This window comes from Flavobacterium saccharophilum (assembly GCF_900142735.1).
Taxonomy (GTDB): Bacteria; Bacteroidota; Bacteroidia; order Flavobacteriales; family Flavobacteriaceae; genus Flavobacterium; species Flavobacterium saccharophilum.
Map to the genome: position 1 here is coordinate 234992 of NZ_FRBY01000003.1, position 24870 is coordinate 259861.

The 24870-nt window shown below is 35.7% G+C and carries 19 protein-coding genes; 13 read left to right on the forward strand and 6 right to left on the reverse strand.

Annotated elements, in window-relative coordinates; translation table 11 throughout:
• The first annotated feature begins 255 nt into the window (after positions 1–255).
• Positions 256–1536, forward strand: coding sequence for a DUF2130 domain-containing protein (locus BUA98_RS11045; protein ID WP_072972466.1), 1281 nt, complete (start codon positions 256–258; stop codon positions 1534–1536).
• Positions 1537–1719: 183 nt separating this feature from the next.
• On the opposite strand, the gene BUA98_RS11050 is transcribed toward BUA98_RS11045, so the two are convergent.
• Positions 1720–2493, reverse strand: coding sequence for an META domain-containing protein (locus BUA98_RS11050; RefSeq protein ID WP_072972469.1), 774 nt, complete (start codon positions 2491–2493; stop codon positions 1720–1722).
• A gap of 291 nt (positions 2494–2784) precedes the next feature.
• Between BUA98_RS11050 and nirB the strand changes: the two genes are divergently transcribed.
• The 11 genes from nirB to BUA98_RS11105 all read left to right on the forward strand — a co-directional run bounded on the left by nirB (position 2785) and on the right by BUA98_RS11105 (position 15328).
• Complete coding sequence (gene nirB, locus BUA98_RS11055) at positions 2785–5298, forward strand: nitrite reductase large subunit NirB (protein ID WP_072972472.1); 2514 nt, start codon at positions 2785–2787, stop codon at positions 5296–5298.
• 242 nt (positions 5299–5540) lie between these two features.
• Positions 5541–5921 (forward strand): nitrite reductase small subunit NirD, encoded by a 381-nt coding sequence (nirD, locus tag BUA98_RS11060; RefSeq protein ID WP_072973274.1) that lies wholly within the window; start codon positions 5541–5543, stop codon positions 5919–5921.
• A 347-nt stretch (positions 5922–6268) separates the two neighbouring features.
• Entirely contained in the window at positions 6269–6853 is a 585-nt protein-coding gene (locus BUA98_RS11065) for a DUF4202 domain-containing protein (protein ID WP_072972474.1), read from the forward strand.
• Between the two features lie 9 nt (positions 6854–6862).
• Entirely contained in the window at positions 6863–8668 is a 1806-nt protein-coding gene (locus tag BUA98_RS11070; RefSeq protein ID WP_072972477.1) for a PAS domain-containing sensor histidine kinase, read from the forward strand.
• Positions 8669–9026: 358 nt separating this feature from the next.
• A complete protein-coding gene (locus tag BUA98_RS11075) occupies positions 9027–9686 on the forward strand; it encodes a response regulator transcription factor (protein ID WP_072972480.1) in 660 nt (219 codons plus the stop codon).
• Between the two features lie 98 nt (positions 9687–9784).
• Positions 9785–11263 (forward strand): MFS transporter, encoded by a 1479-nt coding sequence (locus tag BUA98_RS11080; protein WP_072972482.1) that lies wholly within the window; start codon positions 9785–9787, stop codon positions 11261–11263.
• Between the two features lie 90 nt (positions 11264–11353).
• Complete coding sequence (locus BUA98_RS11085; protein ID WP_072972485.1) at positions 11354–12616, forward strand: alginate export family protein; 1263 nt, start codon at positions 11354–11356, stop codon at positions 12614–12616.
• Positions 12617–12754: 138 nt separating this feature from the next.
• A complete protein-coding gene (locus BUA98_RS11090) occupies positions 12755–13120 on the forward strand; it encodes a hypothetical protein (protein WP_072972488.1) in 366 nt (121 codons plus the stop codon).
• Between the two features lie 164 nt (positions 13121–13284).
• The gene (locus BUA98_RS11095; protein WP_139257007.1) at positions 13285–13956 is read left to right on the forward strand and encodes a hypothetical protein; all 672 of its coding nucleotides are present in this window, start codon (positions 13285–13287) and stop codon (positions 13954–13956) included.
• Positions 13957–13987: 31 nt separating this feature from the next.
• Positions 13988–14701, forward strand: a complete 714-nt coding sequence (locus BUA98_RS11100; RefSeq protein ID WP_072972494.1) for an endonuclease/exonuclease/phosphatase family protein — start codon at positions 13988–13990, stop codon at positions 14699–14701.
• A gap of 3 nt (positions 14702–14704) precedes the next feature.
• Positions 14705–15328, forward strand: a complete 624-nt coding sequence (locus tag BUA98_RS11105) for a class I SAM-dependent methyltransferase (RefSeq protein WP_072972497.1) — start codon at positions 14705–14707, stop codon at positions 15326–15328.
• Positions 15329–15387: 59 nt separating this feature from the next.
• On the opposite strand, the gene BUA98_RS11110 is transcribed toward BUA98_RS11105, so the two are convergent.
• The 5 genes from BUA98_RS11110 to BUA98_RS11130 all read right to left on the reverse strand — a co-directional run bounded on the left by BUA98_RS11110 (position 15388) and on the right by BUA98_RS11130 (position 21134).
• On the reverse strand, positions 15388–16194 hold the full coding sequence (locus BUA98_RS11110) for an ABC transporter ATP-binding protein (protein WP_072972502.1): 807 nt from the start codon (positions 16192–16194) through the stop codon (positions 15388–15390).
• 108 nt (positions 16195–16302) lie between these two features.
• Complete coding sequence (gene ntrB, locus BUA98_RS11115) at positions 16303–17190, reverse strand: nitrate ABC transporter permease (protein WP_072972505.1); 888 nt, start codon at positions 17188–17190, stop codon at positions 16303–16305.
• A gap of 137 nt (positions 17191–17327) precedes the next feature.
• Positions 17328–18557, reverse strand: a complete 1230-nt coding sequence (locus BUA98_RS11120) for a CmpA/NrtA family ABC transporter substrate-binding protein (RefSeq protein ID WP_072972507.1) — start codon at positions 18555–18557, stop codon at positions 17328–17330.
• A gap of 28 nt (positions 18558–18585) precedes the next feature.
• Positions 18586–20025, reverse strand: coding sequence for an alginate export family protein (locus BUA98_RS11125; RefSeq protein WP_208857987.1), 1440 nt, complete (start codon positions 20023–20025; stop codon positions 18586–18588).
• 404 nt (positions 20026–20429) lie between these two features.
• Positions 20430–21134, reverse strand: a complete 705-nt coding sequence (locus BUA98_RS11130; protein WP_072972510.1) for a Crp/Fnr family transcriptional regulator — start codon at positions 21132–21134, stop codon at positions 20430–20432.
• Between the two features lie 186 nt (positions 21135–21320).
• Here BUA98_RS11130 and BUA98_RS11135 point away from each other — a divergent pair, with 186 nt between their 5' ends.
• Positions 21321–24839: a nitrate reductase gene (locus BUA98_RS11135; protein WP_072972513.1), complete on the forward strand. Its 3519-nt coding sequence runs from the start codon at positions 21321–21323 to the stop codon at positions 24837–24839.
• The last annotated feature ends 31 nt before the right edge of the window (positions 24840–24870 follow it).

Here is a 24870-nt window from a genome sequence, read left to right on the forward strand (position 1 = left end):
ACAACCACATTAGCTGAATAAGTTTTTGCTTTTCTAGCGTGATTGCTTCGTTCCTCGCAATGACAAACAGTGCGTTTAACTTACAACTTATAATAATAAAAAAAGCTTTGCGACTCTGCGCCTTTGCGCGATTAATAAAATATCCTGCCAATTTCACGTCAAAAAAGTTACAATTTATCACAAGTAAATTCCTTAAAAACAACGAACTTTTAAATACCTTAGCAAATTATAATTCTCGTTAAAAAAACAATAAAAATGGCTGAGCAATCTTCAATTATATGCCCAAATTGCGGGACACCAATCGATGTTAATGATGTTTTAAAACATCAATTGGAAGATAGTATCCGTAAAGAATTTCAACAAAAAGCCAATGCTCAAAGCAGAGAATTGGAGCTTAAAAATGAACAATTCGAAAAAGCCAAAGCCGACTTTGAAGCTAAAAAGAAACAGGAAAATGAACTTTTCGCTGAACGTTTAGAACGCGAAAAAAAGACAGCTGAAAAAGAAATTACCGAAAAACTAAAAACCAAACTCGAAGAAGAAAACAAGGATCGTTTGACCTTAATGGAAAAGGAACTTTCTGAGAAATCTGAGAAACTTCGCGAATTAAATAAAATGACGGGCGAAATTGCGAAACTCCAACGTGAAAAACTGGAAATGAAAGAAGCAATCGAAGCCGAGGCTCAAAAACAATTGAACGCTACTTTGGTTTTGGAACGCGATAAAATCCGCAAACAGGAAGAAGAAAAAAACGAGCTTAAAATAAAAGAATACCAAAAACAATCTGACGATCAGAAAAAGCTAATCGAAGAAATGAAACGCAAGCAGGAACAAGGTTCTATGCAGTTACAAGGCGAAGTAATGGAATTAGCCATCGAAGAATGGCTGGCGAATAATTTTCCGTTAGACAGTATTGATGAAATTAAAAAAGGAGCAAATGGTGCCGATTGTCTTCAGATTGTAAACACTCGCGAATTACAAAATTGTGGTTCTATTTATTACGAAAGCAAGCGTACCAAAGCTTTTCAGCCATCCTGGATTGAGAAATTCAAAAATGATATTCGAACCAAAAGAGCCAATATCGGTGTTTTAGTAACCGAAGTAATGCCAGCCGGAATGGACCGAATGGGAATGCGCGACGGTATCTGGATTTGTACTTATGAAGAATTTAAAGGTTTAAGCGCTGTTTTACGCCAGTCTTTAATTCAGGTAAGTCAGGCGGTTCAGGCGCAGGAAAACAAAGGTGATAAAATGTCGATGTTGTATGATTTTTTAACAAGCAATGAATTCCGTTTACAAATCGAAGGAATCGTAGAAGGTTTTACGCAAATGCAAGGCGATCTTGATGCCGAAAAAAGAGCAATGCAACGTATCTGGAAACAACGTGAAAAACAAATCGAAAAAGTAGTTCACAACACTTTAGGAATGTACGGATCGATTCGTGGTATCGCTGGAAACGCGGTTCAAACGGTACGTGCTTTAGAACTGGATTTTATTGAAGAAGACGCTGAAGATCCTAAGGAATTATTGGAATAACTTTTTTAAATTCCAATAATTTTAAATTCCAAATACCAATTTTCCGCGATGTATGTCATTCCGAGGAACGAGGAATCCCCGCAAGTAGCTCCGCACAGAAAGATTCCAATCTTTGTCGAGTTACTTGCGGGGATTCCTCGTTCCTCGGAATGACAAACTATTCGAAAATATCGGTATTTATAACTAATCCACCTTTCTAAACACCAACAATTTCCCTGAAGGATTCGAAAGCGTCAATCGGTTATCTCCAATTGAATAAGTGGTCGTACTTTGAAGTGCCTTGGTAAATTCACTCTCTTTATTACCCGGCGCGCAGGCCATTAAAGTCGAAATTACTTTGGTAAATCTTAATACGTCTTTTTCATAGAAAAGTGTTCCGCTGATTGAATTACATCCTCCAAAACCCATAAATGTGCTTTCCTGAGCATGAATTTCAATTCTTGGTAACTCTTTTTGATAATCGGCTATGAAAACTTTATAGCCATTTAATTCTTCCAAAACCCAAATATCGTGCAGGCGATAATCGGTAATATATTTTCCGCAGCCTTCGACTTTTTTAGACTGAAGCTCTGCATTGTTTTTAATTTCAATTGAAACTTTATAAGGCGAAATTGCTCCCGACATTGAATCCTGACAATCTACTTGCTGAATTGTAACTTTCGCTGTTGCCTGTTCGCTACTTAATTTATACATTTTTACATTCGCATCCATTGCTTTAATTGGTTCAACAGATGAAAAAATGATTTTCTCTTTGCCCGGAATCAGCGACGTAAAAATGGTTTGCTCCTTCCCTATTGTTATTCCCCAGAACGGTTCATTTCCGGTTGCTTTAAAATAGATGGTCATATCGGCTTCCTGAGTGCTTGATGCCGAAGCTGTTTCTTTTGAACCTGTTGACACAGGTTTACAGCTGATTATCAACGACGAGAAGAACAAAAATACAAGTATATTTTTCATGAGATTGCTATTTAAAATGAATTGAATTTTAAGATCCAAATTCAAAAATTGAATTGAATTTACGACAATTTTCTGAAATCCTTATTTAGAATCTTTTCAAATTTAAGAAAATGGGTACTAAAATCATAAATTTTAAAATGTTGGGAAACCGTCTGAAATCCGCACTACTTAAGAGATTACGATAAAATACGTATTAATTTTCATTGTTTTCTAACAAAAAATCAAATTGCATACGTATTTTTATAAGTATAAATACTTATATTTGCGTAGTAATACTTAATTAAAGAAATCATGATTAGAGTAATAGTAGTTGGAAACGGCATGGTTGGTTATAAATTTTGCGAAAAATTCATTGCAAAATCAGGACAGGAAAAGTATCAGATTACCGTCTTTGGTGAAGAGCCAAGACGCGCTTACGACCGTGTTCACTTAAGTGAATACTTTGGAGGAAAAACCGCAGATGACTTATCAATGTCAACTAGTGAATGGTACGCAGAAAACAATATTATTCTAAACACTTCTGAATTAATTACAGATATTAATCGTGAAGAAAAAACAATACATACGCATTTAGAAAAAACGCATACGTACGACTACTTAGTTCTTGCTACTGGATCTTCGGCATTTGTACCGCCAATAGACGGGGTTGAAAAAGAAGGGGTTTTTGTCTACAGAACGATCGAAGATTTGGATGCCATTATGGGGTATGCCAAAAAAATAAAGCAAAAAGGTGCGACAGAAGCTGCCGTTTTAGGTGGCGGTTTATTAGGTCTTGAAGCTGCAAAAGCGGTTCGAGATTTAGGACTGAATCCGCATGTGGTGGAATTTGCACCACGCTTGATGCCAAGACAATTGGACAAAGGCGCCAGCGACATGTTACAATCTAAAATTGAAGAATTAAATATTGGAATTCATCTTAACAAGGCTACACAATATATTGACGGAGCAGCCTGCATAACGGGAATGATGTTTGCCAACGAAGAATTGTTAAAAGTTGATATGTTGGTTATATCTGCAGGAATTAAACCTCGCGACGAATTAGCCCGAGTTTCAGGACTCGAAGTTGGCTTAAGAGGCGGAGTTGTGGTAAACAATCAGATGCAAACATCAGATCCTTCTATTTATGCGATTGGCGAAGTGGCTTTATACAATCAAAACATTTACGGACTTGTTGCTCCAGGTTACGAAATGGCCGATGTAGCTGCTGAGCAAATCTTAAATGGTTCTAAAACCATGAGAGAAACGATCGATATGTCGACACAATTGAAATTAATTGGTGTTGAAGTGGCGAGTTTTGGTGATCCTTTTATCGAAAACGACGATGTAACTGCGATTATTTATGAAAATAAATTATCTGGAATTTACAAAAGAATCAATGTTACGAAAGATTCTAAAACCTTATTAGGCGGGATTTTAGTTGGAGATTCAAGTGATTACAATTCTCTTTTTCAGATTTACAGCAACGCCATGGCTTTGCCGAAAAATCCGGAAGATTTGATTTTAGGATCAAGAGACGGGTCTGAAGGTTCAAGTTTAGGAAGTGTTATGGATCTGCCAGATACAGCCGTAATCTGCTCTTGCGAAAACGTAACAAAAGGTTCTATCTGTTGTTCACTTTTAGATGAAACCTGCTCTAGTTTTTCAGATGTTGTAAAACATACCAAAGCAACTTCGGGTTGTGGAGGCTGTAAACCAATGGTCTCTGATTTGGTAAAAGCCACTCAAAAATCACTTGGTAAAGAAGTAAAAGAGGTTATCTGCGAGCATTTTAATTATAACCGTCAGGAATTATTTGATTTAGTAAAAATCAATAAATATGAGAATTTCTACGATGTAATCGATCATCATGGAAAAGGTGACGGCTGTGAAGTTTGTAAACCAGTTGTTGCTTCTATTTTCTCTAGTATTTATAATGATACAGCCAACAAACACGTAACCACACAAGATACTAACGATAGATTTTTGGCTAACATTCAACGAAACGGAACTTATTCTGTTGTACCAAGAGTTGCCGGAGGGGAAATCACTGCAGAGAAATTAATAGTTATCGGAGAAGTTGCCAAACAATTCGACTTATATACTAAAATTACGGGTGCTCAACGTGTTGACTTATTCGGAGCGCATTTGAATGATCTTCCTAAAATCTGGAAAATCTTAATTGATAATGGTTTTGAAAGTGGTCACGCTTACGGAAAATCACTTCGTGCTGTTAAAAGCTGTGTCGGAAACGCATGGTGTCGTTACGGAATGGACGACAGCGCCGGATTTGCCATCGAACTGGAAAACAGATACAAAGGAATTCGTTCTCCGCACAAACTAAAAGGTGGTGTTTCAGCTTGTATCCGTGAATGTGCCGAAGCCCGCGGAAAAGATTTTGGTCTAATTGCTGTTGAAGGCGGATGGAATTTATACATCGCCGGAAATGGTGGAGCCAATCCAAAACACGCTCTTTTATTAGCTGAAAAAATTGATAAAGAAACGGTTATCAAATACATGGATCGCTTTTTAATGTATTACATCCGTACGGCTGGTCCGCTTATTAGAACCTCAACCTGGTTAGAAAAATTAGATGGTGGTTTAGAGTATCTGAAAGAAGTAATTATTGAAGATAGTTTAGGCCTTTGCGAAACTTTAGAAGCTGAAATGCAAACTTTAGTTAACACTTTTGAATGCGAATGGAAACAAGTATTAGAAAAACCAAGATTATTAAAACGTTTCAACCATTTTGTAAACTCTGAAGAGAAAGATGACAATGTTGTTTTTGTCCCGTTAAGAGATCAAAAAGCGCCAAAAGCGTGGTCGTAAAAAAGTTTTTTTAATCGCGCAAAGACGCAAAGTCGCAAAGTCAAATTATAAAAACTTAAAGAAAAAAAAATTAGCGCCTTTGCGTCTTTGCGAGAAATTTTCGTCCTAAAGGAATAAGCTCCAAAAAAAAGAAAAAAATATCACAAACGTTTGCTGTCCTCTTACCCTCTTTTTTACTGCGCCATCAAACTCTCTTGATTGTAAAAAGAGGGATAAGAAACAGGAACAAAAAAATGCTCAAAATGGAAGAAATCTTAAGTCAATACGAAACAGTACATCCAAACGATGCTACAATTTGGTTCAAAGCCGGAAAAGTAGAAGATTTTCCAACCAACCGCGGAGGCTGTATCAAATACAAAAACAAGCAAATTGCGATTTTCAATTTTACACGCCGCAACGAATGGTACGCTTGTCAAAATGCCTGCCCGCATAAAATGGAAATGGTTTTGGCCAGAGGAATGACAGGTTCAACAGATGATATTCCGAAGATTGCCTGTCCAATGCACAAAAAAACCTTTTCATTGGTTGATGGTTCAAACTTAAATGGAGATGATGATTTAAAAATTGCAACGTATCCAATAAAAGTTATTGAAGACGAAGTGTTTGTTGGGTTTGTGGATTAATTATACAATTGCGGTTACTCAATCTTGTCATTCCGACGAAGGAGGAATCCCCGCAAGTTGCTCCGCACAGAAAATCGCCAATCTTTGTAGAGTTACTCGCGGGGATTCCTCCTTCGTCGGAATGACAAACTAGACGAAAATATTCTTATAAAAATGATTGCCCTAGCCCCGATAGAAGTGGAAATCCTTTTGTGGCGGGGTTCGCCACAAAAGATTACTTCACTTAATTTTATTTTATTTCGGAGTTCAGTGAACTTCGTTTGAAACGGATAGCGGGATTAGCTCCTGAAAATAATTAAGCTTTAAAACTAAATTCAGTATATTTGAAATCTATTATCTGACCAAAAATGAACACACCTTTTCAAAAAGCAAGCGAATGGATTGATGCTGAAAATGCTCAGGATCCAAATATCGAAATCGACCAAAACAACGAAAATCCTAAAGAATTACTCTATTCTAACAGGATGTACGAAAGGCTGATGCAATTCGAGCCCGAAGCTTCAGAAGAAGTTCAGATCGCCTCAAAAGCACAACACATTTGCCGATGGAAAGTCGCTCGCGAATCGTACCCAATGGATCGAGTGGGCTACTTGAGATGGAGAGAAGAATTGAAAAAATTTCATGCTAAACTTACTGCAGAAATCTTAGAAAAAGCAGGATATAATCAAGATTTTATTGACCGCGTTTCTTTTTTAATCGAAAAGAAATTACTTAAAAAAGATGCCGAAACACAATTGCTTGAAGATGTTATCTGTTTGGTGTTTTTAGAATATTATTTAGATCCTTTTGTGCACAAACATGATGAGGAAAAGCTAAAAAATATCATCAAAAAAACCTGGGATAAAATGTCGGACAAAGGACATCAGGAAGCCCTAAAAATCAACTATTCTGAAGAAAACTTAAACTTGATAAAAGCATCTTTAGGGTTGTAATCTGATTTTATGAAAAAAAGCAATCAGGAAACTGCAGATAAAATTACTTTCAAAAATTTACGTCGTCTGTATTTTTTTGCACTCTGGACTATTGCTGTAACCATAATTATAAGTCAGGTTTTAGTTCAATACAATTTAAAACAACAGCTTAGCGATTCTAAAATCATTAATATTTCAGGAAAGCAGAGAATGCTGAGCCAGAAAATTGTCAAAGAAGTTTTGATTTTACATTATGTTTCTGATACCGCTTCTCAAAAACAAATTTCCCATTTAAAAAACGTTTTATCTGTTTGGAAAAACAATCAGAATTCACTTGAAAATGGAAGTGATAGCCTGGCTTTTCCGAAAGAAAAAAGCGAAACGCTTGATAAATTATACCTTGAAATAAAACCTAGTTTCACCAATATTGTAGAAACAACCGATTTATTTCTGCTGAATCTAGAGCAAAAAAACAACTTAGCAACAAATCAAAAACTGGTTGAAACCATTCTGAAAAACGAAGGTCTTTTTCTCTCGAAAATGAATCAGATTGTGAGTCAGTACGATCTGGAAGCGCACGAAAAAGTCACCGAACAACGCAGAATCGAATATTGGATTTTTGCCTTTACCCTATTGGTTTTGCTTCTGGAGTTTTTCTTCATCTTCAAACCTACTAACAAAAAAATCGAGCGACTGATTGCCAAACTTTTATCTTCTGAAAAGAAAGCTTTAAAACTCGCTTACGACACCGAGATTATAAGTGAGATAAAAGAAAACTCCGTAAAAGAATTAAAATCCCTGAATTATGCCATGGAAAATACGCTGCTCTATTGCCGTATTGCGCCTGATGGTTCCATCATTCATATTGGAGAAAAATTTGCTAAACTTTTAAATTATACCAAGTTTTCTTCCAACAAAAAATTCTCAGAAGTGCTAACTACCGACGAGAAAGAACAACTGAATATTGATCGTATTATTTTCGAAAAACAGCGCAGCGGATGGCAGGGCGAAATTAATATTGTCAATAAAGAAGGTCAAAATATTTGGCTGGATTTATCAATGGTTCCGGTTACGATTAAAAAAGATGAATTAGAACTTTTAATTGTTTGTTTCAATATTACAGAACGCAAAAAAGCACAGCGTGAAGTCGAACGTCTGAATATCGAAAACAGTACCGAAAAAATCAATCAGCAAAAGGTTATTTCGAGTAAAATTGTTGAGAATCAGGAAAACGAACAAAACCGAATTGCCAAAGAAATCCATGATGGAATTGGGCAAATGTTAACGGGTTTGAAATTCAGTTTAGAGAGTATCAATCTGGACGACAAGGAAAAATCGGCTCAAAAAATTGAATATCTAAAGAAATTATCGCTCGATATTATCAAAGGCGTTCGCACCGCAACTTTCAATTTAATGCCTCCGGAATTAAGCGATCATGGAATTGTTTCATCTCTGGCAAAACTGACTCAGGAACTTTCTAAACTAACCGGAAAAGAAATCCTGTTTTACAATAAAACCGATTTTAGCCAACGTTTGGATTCTTTGATCGAAATCAACATCTACCGCCTTACTCAGGAAGCCATTAATAATGCCATTAAATACGCCGAATCATCGCATATTATTGTACAGCTGTCGCACAGCAATTCTTTACTAAGTATTATTGTAGACGACAATGGTAAAGGTTTTGATGTAGCCGCTGTCGATAAAAAACGCAACAGCGAATCCGGAATGGGAATGTTGTTTATGAAAGAAAGAATTCAATATATAAATGGGCGCGTTTTCTTCAAATCGATTCCGGGTGAAGGGACAAGGATTACTTTTAATATACCAATTTGAATAATTAGATAATTTGCCAATTAGATAATTAGATAATTTCCCGTTGTATATATCAATGACACGCGAAACTCCGCAATCAAAATCTCCAATCTTTGTCGATCCACAAGTGTGATCTCTCCTTCGTCGAGATGACAAGTTTGCGCAAAAAAATAACCAAATAACAAAGTTGTTTTCACATTATCTAATTATCTAATTGCCACATTATCTAATTAAACAATTCTCACATTATCTAATTAAACAATTCTCACATTATCTAATTATCTAATTGACCCATTATCTAATTTAAAAAATTACGTATATTAGCATCTTCTTTATAGATGAATATACGTAAAAATTCAGAATCAAAATTAAGTAAAATATGAGTGCTACTATTCGAGTTGTCCTGGCAGATGATCATGTATTTGTAAGAGATGGAATAAAATCTTTACTGGAAAACGAAGCAAACATTGAGGTTGTGGGCGAAGCTATTGATGGTGCCGATGCTCTTGAAGTTGTCGCTGACAGTAAACCCGATTTACTTATAGTAGATATTCGTATGCCAAACTTAACCGGTATCGAGGTAGTAGAAAAACTTAGAAGCGACAATAATGAGGTAAAAATCATTATGCTTTCGATGCATGAATCAGAGGAATACGTATTAAAATCAATAAAAGCCGGAGCCGATGGTTATTTATTGAAAGGTTCAAGCAAAGAAGAATTTCTAAAGGCCCTTCATACTGTTGCTGCAGGTGGAAAATATTTCAGTGGAGATATTTCCTCTATACTTATTGGACAATTGACAAACTCTTCTGCTTCATTAGAACCTAAGCAAAATTTAGGTGAAGAAATGATGATCACCAAAAGAGAAAAAGAAATCCTGACACTTTTATTATCCGGAAAAGGAAACAAAGAAATTGCCGAAGCTCTTGATATCAGCAAGCGTACTGCAGAAGTACATCGTTTTAACCTGATGAAAAAATTGAAAGTAAAAAATCTAATGGAACTTTCTAATAAAGCGACTGAGTATTCCTTACTATAGAAAACTACGTATAATTACGTAATTATTTTTCAAAAACTGCGAAAACGCAGTTTTTAACTACGTTATAGTACTTATTTTTGTTAAAAAATATAAGTGCTATGAAAATTACAAACTCACTCTCGCAATCACACAAAATTTTATTCTTAAATACCCTGGCTTTTACCGTGTGTTTCGCCTGTTGGACTTTAAATGGTGTTTTAGTAACCTTTTTAGTAGATAATGGTATTTTTCACTGGAGCGTTGTTCAGGTGGGCTGGCTGCTTGGAATTCCAATTCTAACCGGATCTATTATGCGTTTGCCAATTGGTATTTTGACGGATAAATTTGGCGGAAAATATGTTTTTTCACTGTTACTCCTACTCTGCTCGATTCCGTTGTTTTTATTGCCTCTTGCAGATAGTTTTATAACATTCGCTTTACTAAGCTTTTTATTCGGAATGGTCGGTACGAGTTTTGCCGTGGGTATTGGATATACTTCTATCTGGTATCCTAAAGAATGGCAAGGACGCGCTTTAGGAATCTTCGGAATGGGAAATGCCGGTGCTGCAATCACTACTTTTTTAGCACCATCCTTATTGAATCATTTTGCTATCCAAGATCCTCAAAACGGCTGGAAAATATTGCCTGTAATCTATGGTGTAGCATTGGTCGTTATTGGAATTGCCTTTTTAATATTCGCTAAGAACAAAAAAATAGAAAACAATACCAAAAGCGTTTCTCAAATGCTTCAGTCTTTAAAATCTGCCCGAGTTTGGCGATTCGGAGCATATTACTTTTTAGTTTTCGGATGTTTCGTGGCGTATTCACAATGGTTGTTGCCAAATTTCATGAACGTGTATCAAACGAGTTTGGTAATGGGCGGATTGTTTGCAACGCTTTTCAGTTTACCATCGGGTGTTATCAGAGCTTTTGGTGGCTATTTATCAGATAAATTTGGAGCACGAAAAGTGATGTATTGGGTTTTGAGTTCTTCTGTTGTTTTAAGTGCTTTATTAATGATTCCGAAAATGGAAATCACAACTACAGGACCAGGAGTTTTGGCTACCAAAAAAGGAACGATTACAGAAGTTTCAAATGAAAAAATAAAAATTGGCGATACTGACTTTGCTGTTGCTCAAAAAAAGGAAAATGATACCGAAGATGCTATTTTTCCAACCAAAACTTCCTGGCAGCAAGTTGTAGTGCAACAAAACCAAACAGTGAAGAAAAAAGAGCTTCTGGCTAAAGGAATCACGGTAATTAAATTCGATGCCAATATGTGGGTTTTTCTTGTATTAGTAATTTTAATTGGAATTTCGTGGGGGATTGGAAAAGCAGCGGTTTACAAACATATTCCAGAATACTTCCCGACAGAAGTGGGTGTTGTTGGCGGAATGGTTGGCATGATTGGTGGATTAGGCGGTTTCTTTGGACCGATTATTTTTGGCTACCTATTAACTTCAACCGGAATCTGGTCTAGTTCATGGATTTTCATTCTTGTTTTTTCCGCTATTTGTTTGATTTGGATGCATTATACCATCACTAAAATTATGAACGAAAAACAACCTATTTTATCCCGTGTTATTGATCGTAATTAATGTCTTCTTCCTTATCAAAATTATGACATTTGTCAGTTAAAAAATAATCCGATTCCTATAATATTGCGACTTATTTTAATAAATCACAATATGAAAAAATCAGGAATAATTCTTTTAGCGATGATGGGGATGATCACAGCAGGTGTACAGGCACAAGAATTAGAGGCAAATTTACAAATCAGACCCCGTTTTGAATATCGAAATGGGTACAGAACACTTTTACCAGAAGGTCAGGAAGGTACGTCTCAAATTTCGCAGCGTTCGAGATTAAATTTTAATTACAAGCAAGACCAGTTAAGTACAAAATTAACGTTGCAAAATATCAGAACCTGGGGAGATGTTCCTACCACAACACTTGCTGATAAAAATAGCATTGCCCTTTTTGAAGCCTGGGCGCAATATGATATAACTGAGAAATGGAGTGCACGTATAGGCCGACAATTATTAGCCTACGATAATCAACGTATTATGGCCGAAATGGATTGGGCACAACAAGGACAAAGTCATGATGCAGTAGTGGTTTCTTTTCATCCTGAAAATCATCAATTGGATTTAGGAGCAGCTTATAATTCAACTGCAGAAAATATCATTCAGACGCCCTATACGGTGACAAATTACAAAGCGATGCAATATGCATGGTATCATTCTAATTATGAAAATTTTGGTGCCAGCTTATTGTTTTTGAATACAGGTTATGAATACGCAAATACGCAAGCAAAGTTATTGGTTGATTACAAACAAACTTTTGGAACGTATCTAACGTACAAAACCAAAAAAATTGACACAAATCTTGGTCTGTACGGTCAAACCGGAAAAAGTGCTGACAAACAAGTAAGCGCCTGGTATACCGGAGGTAGTTTTGGATATACTGTAACCGATTCTTTTAAAGCTTGTCTAGGTTACGAATTTTTATCAGGAAAAGACACAAACGATAAAAGTACTGTCATCAAATCTTTTTCTCCTATTTTCGGTAACAATCATGCTTACAATGGCTTTATGGATTATTTTTATGTGGGTAATTACCAAAATACAATGGGTTTAGAAGATGCTTATTTAAAACTGAATTATACCAGCAACAAATGGCAATTTGCTTTGATTCCACATGTATTTAATACTCCAAATAAAATTGTAAACCCAATTAAAAATGAAGAATTGAAACATTATTTAGGAACTGAAATTGATTTTACAACCGGTTATAATTTCAAAAAAGACATTACACTTACGGGAGGTTATTCTCAAATGTTTGGCTCTAAAACGTTGGAATTTTTAAAAGCTGGTGACGCAGGTCATACCAACAATTGGGCGTGGATGATAGTTTCTGTGAATCCCAGAATTTTTAGTTGGAAAAAATAGTTTTTCTTTAAAATTAAGTTAGATATTTTACCCTTTTCCTATTTCGGAAAAGGGTCTTTTTTTTTCTCTTAATAAATTGTTATTATTTGCTTTAATTAATTATATTTGAATCGATTATGAACCCCCAATTCTATCCAAATGAAACAATTTTTAAAACTATCTATGTTGACATTTTTTGTCACACACACTGGCATTGGTCAAAAATTCAATGACACTTTAATTTCAAAAAACTCAGAAATTAATTTTGCAAAAACACAAAAAAGAGGAATTAAAAAAAACAACATTATTTATTATGTTGAAAACGATCTACAAACCATATCTGCCTACAAAGGAAGCAAATTGAAATGGCAAACTAATGTAATTTCTATTTGCGGAAAACCAAAAAATGGAAATCCAGAAATAAGATATGTAGGCTATAATACAGACAAATTGCTTATCGTTATGGGAAAACATAACTTTGCAGAAATTGACATCAATAATGGTATAACAAAACTTGTGGGTTAAGATTAAAAAGTTCAAAGCTATATTTAATCCAATCTTCTAAAATATACATTTTCAATTTACCCTTTTTCAGTTTTGGAAAAGGGTATTTTTTTTATTTGCATAAATTATTTTGCAGTTTTTATTGATATATTTGGTATATGAAGAGAATTATAAAAGTAATATTCATGCTAGTAGTTATTCTTTTTTCTAGCTGTGAAAAGAAAGTTACAGATTTAGAATTTGAGAAAAATGTAATGACTGAAATTTTCCCAAGTTTAATCGATTCAACTTGTATTGATATAAGATTATATACCAATTTTCCACCAGAATACGGAGAATCAATATATGATAAAACAGGTCATTATATTGGCGTTGACAGCACAAAAGCTACGAAAGAACAGGAGCAAAAATTGTTAGAATGGAAAATCAATACAGAAAAAATTAAGAAAGACACTTCTAAAATTATTGTTGCATTTGATCCAGTTATAAAAGACAGCCATGAAGACCTCAATAAAGATTTTCAAAAACACTTCAAAACGCAGATCGTCAAATTAAAAGACAAAAACAGTGAATACCTGTTTGAATTTGAAAACATTAAACTTCACAATAAATTTGCACTTAAAAATATTTCTCAATTTCCAAAAGAAAGGGGTGTAATTTGGCAAACTAAATACAACTTTCTATTTTCAGGAGTGGTTTTTTTTTCAAGAATACAATTCGATAAGGATAAAAAATTCGGAATATTAGATGGTGGTTTTGCTTGCGGAAGGCTTTGTGGACAAGGATTTAGAATTTATATTAAAAAAGTCAATAATAAATGGATTATTGATGAAGTTGAAGGAACTTGGATTGCCTAATCTTTTATTCTCTTTTTAATTTTTTTTATAAATGAAACTCATAAACTGGAATTGCAACATGGCGTTCAGAAAAAAGGCAGCATTCATTCTGCCGTACAATCCTGATATTGTCGTAATTTCTGAGTGTGAAAATCCTGAAAAACTAAAATTCCCAGCCGACACAAAATTACCAACAGATATTCTTTGGTATGGTACAAATCCGCATAAAGGTATTGGCGTTTTTTCTTATGGTGAATATCGGTTTCGATTGCTCGATTGTCATAATCCGAGCTTTAAAAACATTCTTCCTATTGCCGTTTCTGGCGGAACAATTGACTTTACTTTGTTTGCAGTTTGGGCCAATAATCCTGAAGATAAAGACGGACAATACGTCACTCAGGTCTGGAAAGCCATCAATTATTACGAAGATCTAATTAGAGAGACCAAAACGATTTTAATTGGTGATTTCAACAGCAATACCATTTGGGACAAACCACGTCGGGAAGGAAACCATACTACAGTGGTAAACAAACTCGAAGCAAAGAAAATCTACAGTACCTATCACAAATATTTCAATCAAATTCAGGGTAAAGAAGAGCATCCTACTTTGTATCTTTATCGTCATGAAAACAAACCTTATCATCTGGATTATTGTTTTGCATCAAATGATTTTATAGAAGTCCTGGACCATGTTGAAATTGGAACTTATCACGACTGGACGATGCACAGTGACCACAAGCCTTTAATTATTAACTTTAATCTATAAATAATGAATGACACCTGGACGGAAAGATGGAACGACCGCTACAGCAACGAAGAGTTTGCATATGGCGAAGAACCCAATAATTTCTTTAAAGAACAAATCGAAAAATTAAATGCCGGAACGATTCTTTTTCCTGCCGAAGGCGAAGGCCGAAATGCTGTTTACGCTGCCAAATTAGGCTGGGAAGTTGCTGCTTTTGATATCAGCGAAGAAGGAAAAAACAAAGCTTTAAAACTCGCTGAAGCCAACAATGTAACCATCGATTATAAAGTTGGAGCATTAGAAACGCTAAATTATCAACCTCAACAATTTGATGCCATTGCTTTGATTTACGCTCATTTTCCAGCAGAAATTAAATCGGCTCTTCATAAAATGCTTGAAACTTATTTACGAAAAGACGGTATTATTATTTTTGAAGCTTTCAGCAAAAAACATTTAGAATATCTGGCAATAAATGACAAAGTTGGCGGACCAAAAGATATTGAATCTTTATTTTCAATTGAAGAAATAAAAGCCGATTTCCCAAACTACGAAATCATTCAATTGGAAGAAACAGAAATCGAACTGAATGAAGGTTTGTTCCATAACGGAAAAGGTTCTGTAATTCGATTTGTTGGAAGGAAAAAATAAAACTTAATGTTGAGACGCAAATCTTTGCGTCTCAACAGAACATCTCAATTTAATTCTCTTTAATTTTTATATTTCATTCCCATATCTTCAATAGAGAATTTGTCTGTCAATAAATGCAATAATTTATCTCTTAAAGCTATATATTCAGGCATTTTTACGATTTCTATTTTGTTTCTTGGCCTTGGCAAATGCACTTCTACAATTTCTCTTATCGTTGATGCCGGACCATTATTCAACACCACAATTCTATCCGATAAAAACAAAGCCTCTTCAATATCATGCGTGATCATAATGATTGTTTTTTCTCTGTTGTCTAAATTCCATAATTTCAAAACTTCTAATTGCATTGATCCTTTGGTTAAGGCATCTAAAGCTCCGAAAGGCTCATCCAAAAGCAATACTCCCGGATTAATCGCAAAAGCTCTCGCAATGGCAACACGTTGTTTCATTCCGCCCGAAAGTTGCCCTGGTAATTTATCTTTATGTTCAAACAAATTGACCATTTTAAGATTCTGAATCACAATCTCGTGTTTCTCTTTTTTAGAACAATTCATAACCGAATCAACAGCCTGAAAGATGTTCTGTTCTACCGTTAACCAAGGCAAAAGCGAATAATTCTGAAAAACAATTCCGCGATCCGGTCCCGGCCCTTTTATCTTTTGATTGGCTAATTCTACTGAACCTCCAGTTGGTGTCAGCATCCCGCCAATAGCATTCATAATAGTCGATTTTCCACAACCCGAATGCCCGATAATCGAAATGATTTCTCCTTTTTGAATGGATAAATTAATATCACGAACAGCAATGTATTTCCCTTTTGGAGTTGGAAATGATATCTCTAAATTTTTGATTTCTAAATAACTCATGGATTTTGATTTTAGATTGTTGATTTTAGATTTGGGAGGGTTTCAAGTTTCAAGTTTCAAGTTTGAAAACCTTTGTCCCTTTGCAACTTTGAACCTTTGCACCTCTGATTAAGCTTTATAAGAAACTTTATTTTCTATAAACGTGAAGAATTTATCGAATATCAAACCCACTATTCCGATGATAATAATGGCTGAAATTACTTTTTCAAGACTTAAGGCGTTCCAGCTGTCCCAAACGAAGAAACCAATTCCGGCTCCGCCTGAAAGCATTTCTCCGGCCACAATTACCAGCCAGGCTACGCTAATACTCAAACGTAATCCGGTTATAATGTGGGGCAAACTAAACGGAATTAATATTTTGGTGAGATAACGCATTTTTGAGAAACCGAATGCCTTTGCTACATTTTTATGATCTTGGGGGATAGAGGCAATTCCGAAGGAAGTATTGATTAAGGTTGACCATAACGAGGTAATGAAAACAATAAATATAGTCGCCATACCCGTATCTTTAAAAACGACCAATCCTATTGGAAACCATGCCAAAGGCGAAACCGGTTTTAAAAGCTGCACAATTGGATACATAATTTGTTTGCAAATCGTGCTCGCTCCCATCAAAATCCCAATTGGGATTGCTACTAATGAACCTAATAAAAAGCCCAATAAAACGGTTTTTATAGAATTGAATAATTGCAGTCCGATTCCTTTATCATTCGGTCCATAATCGTAAAAAGGATCGCTTAACATTTCTTTCAAAACGGTAAAAGTAGCCAATGGTCCAGGAAGTGCATCTTTCGTATAAACACTCAATAAACTCCAAAAACCAATAAATAAAGCGATTCCGATTCCTGCAAACGCAGTTGATTTTAGTTTAATGGCAATTGCATTTAAAATCAATTTTAATTTCTCATTTCTTACCGTATCAATCGCGGTGTTTTCCATCAAAACTTCTGTTTGATCCGCGATATCGTTTAGCGTTAAAGTATCTTTATTAGACATGATATTCTGATTTAAATTTGACAATTATGTTAGGGATTTTTCGCCACGACCCGACCGAAGGAAAGAGACGAAGTAATTCATGAATTTATTTTAGCACTGAATAGAAAAACTAATTCGTGAATTCGTGGCGGAAAAAATTATTTTTTAACCACTTTTAAATAAGCTGCGGGATTTGAAGGATCAAAAACCGTTTTATCCATTGTTAGCGAGAAAGGCTTCATATCATCATTTGGTACTTTTACTTTCATGCTTTTCGCCACTTCTTCGTATAAATCCTGTAGAATCAATTTATCGGCAATTGCTTTATAATTTGGCGCTTCTTTCAAATAGCCAAATCGAACATATTGCGCCATAGCCCAAATAGCATATGATTTTCTAGGATAATTCACCAGACCGCCTTTGTAAAACAACATATAATCTTTGGCATAAACTTCCGTTCCCTGATTACAGCCCAAATCGTAATTCCCCATTAATCTATTTTCGATAACATCTGCGGGAGCGTTTACATAAGGGGCTTTTCCAATTATTCCAGCCGCTTTTTTACGATTAGCAGGATTATCCAGCCAAATACAGGCTTCTAAAACGGCTTTCATCACTTTTACAAGATCGGTTCTTCTTTTCTCGCTGAATTCTTTATTCACAACCAAAGCTTTTTCAGGATGGTCTTTCCAGATATCTTGTGAAGCTACTTGCGTAAAACCAATTCCCTGTTTCACTGCAACACCACCCCAAGGTTCTCCTACACAATACCCATCCATATTTCCCACTTTCATATTCGCTACCATTTGCGGAGGCGGAATCGTAATAATTTTAGATGTTTTTTGATTTACGCCCGCAATGGCCATCCAGTTTCTTAACCATAAATCGTGTGTTCCTCCCGGGAAAGTCATGGCAAAAGTCACTTCCTTCTCCGCTTTAAGTTTGGCCGCCACGACAGGTGCAATTTTATTCATTTGTTTGAAACCTACTTTTCCACAAAAATCTTTTGAAAGTGTAATCGCCTGGCCATTTACATTCAGCATCATAGCGATTTTCATTTCAGAACCTGCTTTTCCTCCTACCCCGGTGTAAACCGAAAACGGCATTGAATACAGACAGTGCGCTCCGTCTAATTCGCCGGTTAAAATTTTATCACGAACATTGGCCCATGAAGATTCTTTGGTTACCACTACTTCGACTCCGTATTTTTTAAACAATCCTAATTCTTTTGCCATTACAATTGGAGAACAATCCGTTAGCGGAATAAACCCGAGTTTTACTGGATCATTCTGAGCTGATACTTCCGAAAAAGAAACGGCTAAAACGAGTATTAAAGTCAGTACTATTCTTTTAAAAACTTCTGTTGTATTTGTCTGTATTTTTTTCATTTTTAAGAAATTTAAAAGTTATTGGTTTTTATTTTTTAGCTAAAAAATTAGGTTTGATATTTAGCATTACATAAGCAAATTGTGGACTTAAATCGGCATTGGCAACATTTTTAACCGCTGCAGAAGCCATAGAGTTTGTAGCTTTCATGAAAGAATAACCTGCTTCGATATTGATGATTTTGGTTAGGTTGTATTTTACAAGTAGATCCAGTTCAGTTCCTAAATAAGAGTTTAATTTTCCGCCAGCGCCATTAGATAAAGTGTTAGCCGATTCAAAACCGTGGATATCCAATGCGAAACTTAAATTATCTTTGGCGTTATATTTTATTTTGAAGAAGTAATCCAGTAAACCTTGTTTTCCAAAGCCGTTTGCAGCATAAAAATAATCCATGCTTCCCCAGAATTTGTGAGGGGTTCCGTAAAGAGGATCAAATCGATTGTCTTTTGAATCAGCTGTAACAGTTTTTGTTCCGTCATCACCCGATAAAAAATCAACTCCAGGGCCGATAAACAATTTTCTTCCTACTTGTAAAGTTGATGTAATCGAAAACAAATTGGCGTTTAATGATCTTCCATCTTTATTTTTTCCACCTTGGTAATAGTAACTACCTGTCAAATTTAATTTTCTCGTCACATTGGTATTGAAGTAAACTCCGGTTGTATTTCGGCTCCAAACTCCAGTTCCGTTTACTTTAGTAGTTATTGGCGGAGTTCCTGCGGTTACTAAAGTATATTTATTAAAATCATCTTTGAAGAATAAAAAAGACAAGTCACCAAAGAAGAATTTTTTCCCCACATAAGCATATTGAAATGATTTATACATCGTCCCAATTCCGTTAGTTCCTGCACCGTAAGCCGGATTTGTGCCATTATAAATTGTTCCTGCATTATTTTCTTTATTCTGATTGAAAGCGGCTCCAACATCAGCAATCCAGCCTTTATTAGCGAATTTAAAAATGATCGCATCGTGGCGTCTCCCCTGTTGTAACCAGTCTAAACTCCCCAAGACCTTCTGATCGTCATAAGAAATTTCCTGACGTCCTGCTTTTATAGACAGATTCTGAATCGTACTTACCGTATCATTCAAAAAAATCTCAGCCCAGGCTTCGTGCAATATAATTCCGTTATTCGCTTCTGTTGTTGTTCTGTTGATCGAAGAAGCATCTTGTCCCCAAACGCGAACGTCTTGTACTGCGGTAAATATTTTAAATCTATATCCGGAATATCCGGCATTTAATCTTGTTCTCTGGCTTGTAAACAACGCAGCTTTATCTCCTTCTTGTTGAAGAGTCCCTTGTCCGGCGCGCATTTCAACTCGGTCTCTTAACTGACCTGTAAGTGTAAATTGCGCTTGTGCTTCATAGCTTCCAAACATGGTAAGTAAAAATAACAATAAAATAGATTTTGAAAATTTTGATGAAAAAATAGTGCTGTGTTTTTTTAATATAAGGTTGGTTAATTTGCTCATAATAATTTGTTTTGATTTGTATGAAGCAAATTTATATACGTATAAATACTTAAGTACAATACTTATACCATGTTAAAACATTTTTTTTAACCCATAAAAAGCGTTTGAAAGTCAATTTGTTTTCTGCGTTTTCGCATGAATTTGGGATTAAGTCCCGTGAAATAAGAGATTTTTGAGGTATACGTAATTTACTTAGGAGAATTAGATGATTTGGCAATTAGATAATTTTTGGAAGAAAGAGAATAGAGCAAAGAAGCAAGAGGCAAGAATAAAGAGTATAGAATAAAGAATATAGAGAAAAGAGGAATGGATTTGTATCTATTATGGGTACAAACGTGAAACTTGAAACTTGAAACCTGAACTTGAAACCTGAACGTGAAACTTGAAACTTGAAACAAAAAAAACTAAAAATACTTATGTTCCATTATTTCTGACTGGAGCTTTGGAATGGCGAGGATGCCAATTCTTTTTCCTACGGTTTTTATTAGCGACTCTTTTTTAAGGCTTGAAAGCACTCTAATCACTTGCTCTTCAGTAGTACCGGCGAAGTCTGCTATTTCTTTTCTTGACAATTCGATATCAATTAAGCCGTTCATTTGGCCGAATTTTCTGTGGATGTATAATAGCAAATCGATTACGCGTTCACGTACATTCATGTGGGCGATTTTACGGATATTGTTCTCGCTTTTATTGAGTTCATCGGCATAAAACAACATTAAAGCGTATGTAAATTCGGGAACGTTTTGAAGAATCTCCATCATGGTTTCATTGCTGAAATTGCACAAAACTGTATCTTCTAAAGCATAAGCACCAATCAGATAACGTTTGCTGGTTCCGAAACCACGAAAGCCAATTGTGTCGCCATTTTTAGTAAGGCGAACAATCTGCTCACGGCCGTTAATTCCGGTTTTAACCGTTTTGACTTTTCCTTTACAAATAAAATAAAGTCCCTGAATTGGAGCGCCTTCGATGATAAACTGCTGCGTTTTTTTACAAACAAAACTATGTTTCTTCTGAACATATTGTTTCATTTGCTCCAGATGCAGATGTTTTTTAATAAAACAGTTTTCGTTCGCGCAGGAATAACAAATGGCTTGCTCTTCTTTCATGAGTCCTAAATTTTAATCGATTTAAAAACTAATTTGTTGTTCCTCATTTATTTCATCAAAAATAGAAAAATAATTTCAAAAAATAAGTATTTATACGTAAAAATACTTATTTTTGTCTAAGTCAAATACGTGAGGCACTTAGGACTGGGCATAATTACTATAGTTGTATTTAAAAAAGAAGCTGTAATGCAAAATACCAAAATCAAAACTACCTGTTCATATTGTGGCGTCGGCTGCGGAATTATCGTCACCAATGACGCCAAAAATGGTGTGATGGTTACGGGCGATAAAGATCATCCGGTAAATAAAGGAATGTTGTGTTCTAAAGGAATGAACTTGCATTACGTAGTCAATGATACTTCTGACCGAATCTTATATCCTGAAATGCGCGGCAGCAAATCCTATCCGCTGGAACGCGTGAGCTGGGACACTGCTCTTGATCGCGCGGCAGCAGTTTTTACTTCTATCATAAAAAAACACGGACCTGACAGCGTTGGGTTTTATATATCTGGCCAATGTTTAACAGAGGAATATTATTTGGTCAATAAACTGGTAAAAGGTTTTTTGAAAACCAATAATATCGATACCAATTCGAGACTTTGCATGAGTTCTGCGGTTGTGGGTTATAAAAAGACTTTTGGAGAAGATTCTGTGCCAATTGCTTATGACGATATCGAACTGGCAGATACTTTCCTGATTACCGGAGCCAATCCTGCTTGGTGTCATCCTATTTTATTTAGAAGAATTGAAAAACACAAAGAGAATAATCCAAAAATAAAAATTATTGTAATTGATCCGAGACGAACAGATACGGCAGCTTTCGCCGATTTACATCTGCAAATTATTCCCGGATCTGATATCATTTTATACCATGCTATTGCAAAACGTATTATTGAGAAAGGATATGTTGATCACGATTTTGTAAAGAATCATGCGGAGAATTTCAAACAATATAAAGATTTAGTTTTAGGAACTTCCCTTGAAAAAGCTTCTAAACTTTGCGGAATTTCCGTAAACGACATTAAACTTGCCGCCGATATTATCGGAAAAGCAAAAGGGTTTATTTCGCTTTGGGCAATGGGTTTAAATCAAAGTGCTGTTGGTGTCGACAAAAATACCGCTTTACTAAATTTATCTTTATTGACAGGGCAAATCGGGAAACCGGGTTCCGGGCCATTTTCACTAACTGGTCAACCCAACGCAATGGGCGGACGCGAAGTGGGCGGAATGGCAACACTTTTAGCAGCACACAAAGACATTGCAAATCCGGAACATCGTAAAGAAGTAGCTGATTTCTGGGGCGTTGACGAAATCTCAGATAAACCGGGATTAACAGCAACCGAAATGTTTGAAGCATTGGAATCAGGCAAAATGAAAGCGGTTTGGGTTATTTGTACCAATCCGATGGTAAGTTTGCCCGATTCTCGTCGCATTGAAAAAGCACTTCAAAATGCCAAATTTGTGGTGGTTCAGGATATTTCACATAATGCTGATACTTCTAAATATGCCGATCTTTTATTGCCTGCCGCCGGTTGGTTAGAAAAAGAAGGCACCATGACCAATTCAGAACGTCGTATCTCGTATCTACCAAAAGGAATCAATGCGCCCGGAGAAGCACTTCCGGACATTGAAATCTTAATTCGCTTTGCTAAAAAAATGAATTTCAACGGCTTTAATTTTAATAGTGCCGAAGAAGTCTATAAAGAACATTGCGCGCTGACGAAAAACACTAATATTGATATCTCCTTTTTAAATTATCACCGTTTAAGAACCGAAGGTACTTTTCAATGGCCTGTTCCTGATTATGGACATCCGGGAACGCCTCGCCTTTTTACAGATAAAAAATTCTATACACCATCAAAAAAAGCAATTTTCAATTTACCAACGGCTATCGAAAATACTTCGGAGCAACCAAGTCCGCAATTTCCGTTTATCCTGACTACAGGAAGGGTTCGCGATCAATGGCATACGATGACCAAGACCGGAAAAGTATCCCGTTTGATGACGCATACACCAAGTCCGGTTTTAGAAATTAATCCGATTGATGCTTATAAAAACGACATCAAAAATGGTGATATTGTTATTGTTTCGAGCAAAAATGGAGAAGTTCGCGTAAAAGCAAAAGTTACAGATTCCATAAAAGAGAAAGTAGTTTTCCTGCCAATGCATTGGGGAAAACAACTTGATAATGATTTGAACCGAACCAATAATTTAACAAATACCGTTGTGGATCCTGTTTCAAAAGAACCAGATTTTAAATATACGACTGTTGCCATTACCAAATATGTAAAACTTTTCCAGAAAATTGCCATTGTGGGAGCCGGAGCAGCAGCCTTCCGATTTATTCAAAATTATCGCGAATTCAATTCGACGGATGAAATTATTGTTTTTTCGAATGAATTAAATCCGTTTTATAATCGCGTTTTGCTACCAGAATACATGACAGGCGAATTTAGCTGGCAACAATTATTAAAAGTAAAAGACGGTGAAGCTTTAAGTAAACTAAAAATTACGATGAAAGCCGGCGTGGCAATTGATAAAATAAATGCGACGTCAAAAACCATAACAGATAGTTTAGGCGAAACCCACACTTACGATTCTTTAATTTTAGCAACAGGAAGCCGTCCTTTCATTCCTGAAAATGCTCAGCTTCATTTACCCGGTCGTTTTACCGTTCGTCGTAAAGAAGATGCGGACCGACTAAAATCCTATCTTGACAATACCAATTTACCTCCTGAAGAACAACATGTTGTTATTATTGGTGGTGGTTTATTAGGATTGGAATTGGCTGCGGCCTTAAAGCATAAAAAAGTAAAAATCACGATAATTCAAAGGGCTTCTCGTTTGATGGAGCGCCAGTTGGATTTGATTTCAAGTAAATTATTGGCTGAGGAAGTTCAGCTTCGCGACATTCAGATTTATTTTGATAATGAAGTAAGTACTGTCTTTGAAACCGAGAATCCAAACGAATTAGAAATTGCCTTAAAAAGTGGCAGAATCATTACCGCAAATACGATCGTTTATACCATCGGAACTATTCCGAATATCGAAATTGCCCGCGAAACAGGACTTGCCTGTGGTCGTGGAGTTAAGGTAAATCAGTATTTACAGTCTTCAAATCCTGATATTTATGCTATTGGAGAAATAGCCGAATTTGATAATAAACTATTCGGAATCACATCTGCTGCCGAAGAACAGGCTGATATTTTAGCTAATTATTTAGCCGGTGATATCAGCAGTTATTACAAAGGCTCGGTTTTAATGAACATTCTGAAACTGGAAGATATTAATCTCTGCAGTATCGGAGATATTGAGATTCCGGAAAATGATGATTCGTACGAAGAAATTGTTTTTGCCGATCTAAAACAGCGTTATTACAAAAAATGCATTGTTAAAAATGATTTGCTTGTTGGAGCCATTTTAATGGGCGACAAGAATGAATTTGCTGAGTTCAAAACGATGATCGAAAGCAAAATCGAATTATCAGACAAGCGGAATTCATTATTAAGAGGAAGTTCAAACGCAAAACCGGTATTAGGAAAATTAGTTTGTTCCTGCAGTCAGGTTGGGGCCGGAAACATTGAAGAAACTATTAAAGGCGGTGTCAACAACTTCACCGATTTATGTAAAAATACGGGCGCCGGCTTGGGCTGCGGAAGTTGTAAAACCGAAGTAAAAGAGATACTCGCAAAGTGTAAAATTTAGTTTCTTTTGTTTCAGGTTTCAAGTTTCAAGT

Coding starts and splice junctions, on each gene's coding strand:
- BUA98_RS11045 (WP_072972466.1), top strand. CDS start 256: ATGGCTGAGCAATCTTCAATTATATGCCCAAATTGCGGGACACCAATC.
- BUA98_RS11050 (WP_072972469.1), bottom strand. CDS start 2,493: ATGAAAAATATACTTGTATTTTTGTTCTTCTCGTCGTTGATAATCAGC.
- nirB (WP_072972472.1), top strand. CDS start 2,785: ATGATTAGAGTAATAGTAGTTGGAAACGGCATGGTTGGTTATAAATTT.
- nirD (WP_072973274.1), top strand. CDS start 5,541: ATGGAAGAAATCTTAAGTCAATACGAAACAGTACATCCAAACGATGCT.
- BUA98_RS11065 (WP_072972474.1), top strand. CDS start 6,269: ATGAACACACCTTTTCAAAAAGCAAGCGAATGGATTGATGCTGAAAAT.
- BUA98_RS11070 (WP_072972477.1), top strand. CDS start 6,863: ATGAAAAAAAGCAATCAGGAAACTGCAGATAAAATTACTTTCAAAAAT.
- BUA98_RS11075 (WP_072972480.1), top strand. CDS start 9,027: ATGAGTGCTACTATTCGAGTTGTCCTGGCAGATGATCATGTATTTGTA.
- BUA98_RS11080 (WP_072972482.1), top strand. CDS start 9,785: ATGAAAATTACAAACTCACTCTCGCAATCACACAAAATTTTATTCTTA.
- BUA98_RS11085 (WP_072972485.1), top strand. CDS start 11,354: ATGAAAAAATCAGGAATAATTCTTTTAGCGATGATGGGGATGATCACA.
- BUA98_RS11090 (WP_072972488.1), top strand. CDS start 12,755: ATGAAACAATTTTTAAAACTATCTATGTTGACATTTTTTGTCACACAC.
- BUA98_RS11095 (WP_139257007.1), top strand. CDS start 13,285: ATGCTAGTAGTTATTCTTTTTTCTAGCTGTGAAAAGAAAGTTACAGAT.
- BUA98_RS11100 (WP_072972494.1), top strand. CDS start 13,988: ATGAAACTCATAAACTGGAATTGCAACATGGCGTTCAGAAAAAAGGCA.
- BUA98_RS11105 (WP_072972497.1), top strand. CDS start 14,705: ATGAATGACACCTGGACGGAAAGATGGAACGACCGCTACAGCAACGAA.
- BUA98_RS11110 (WP_072972502.1), bottom strand. CDS start 16,194: ATGAGTTATTTAGAAATCAAAAATTTAGAGATATCATTTCCAACTCCA.
- ntrB (WP_072972505.1), bottom strand. CDS start 17,190: ATGTCTAATAAAGATACTTTAACGCTAAACGATATCGCGGATCAAACA.
- BUA98_RS11120 (WP_072972507.1), bottom strand. CDS start 18,557: ATGAAAAAAATACAGACAAATACAACAGAAGTTTTTAAAAGAATAGTA.
- BUA98_RS11125 (WP_208857987.1), bottom strand. CDS start 20,025: ATGAGCAAATTAACCAACCTTATATTAAAAAAACACAGCACTATTTTT.
- BUA98_RS11130 (WP_072972510.1), bottom strand. CDS start 21,134: ATGAAAGAAGAGCAAGCCATTTGTTATTCCTGCGCGAACGAAAACTGT.
- BUA98_RS11135 (WP_072972513.1), top strand. CDS start 21,321: ATGCAAAATACCAAAATCAAAACTACCTGTTCATATTGTGGCGTCGGC.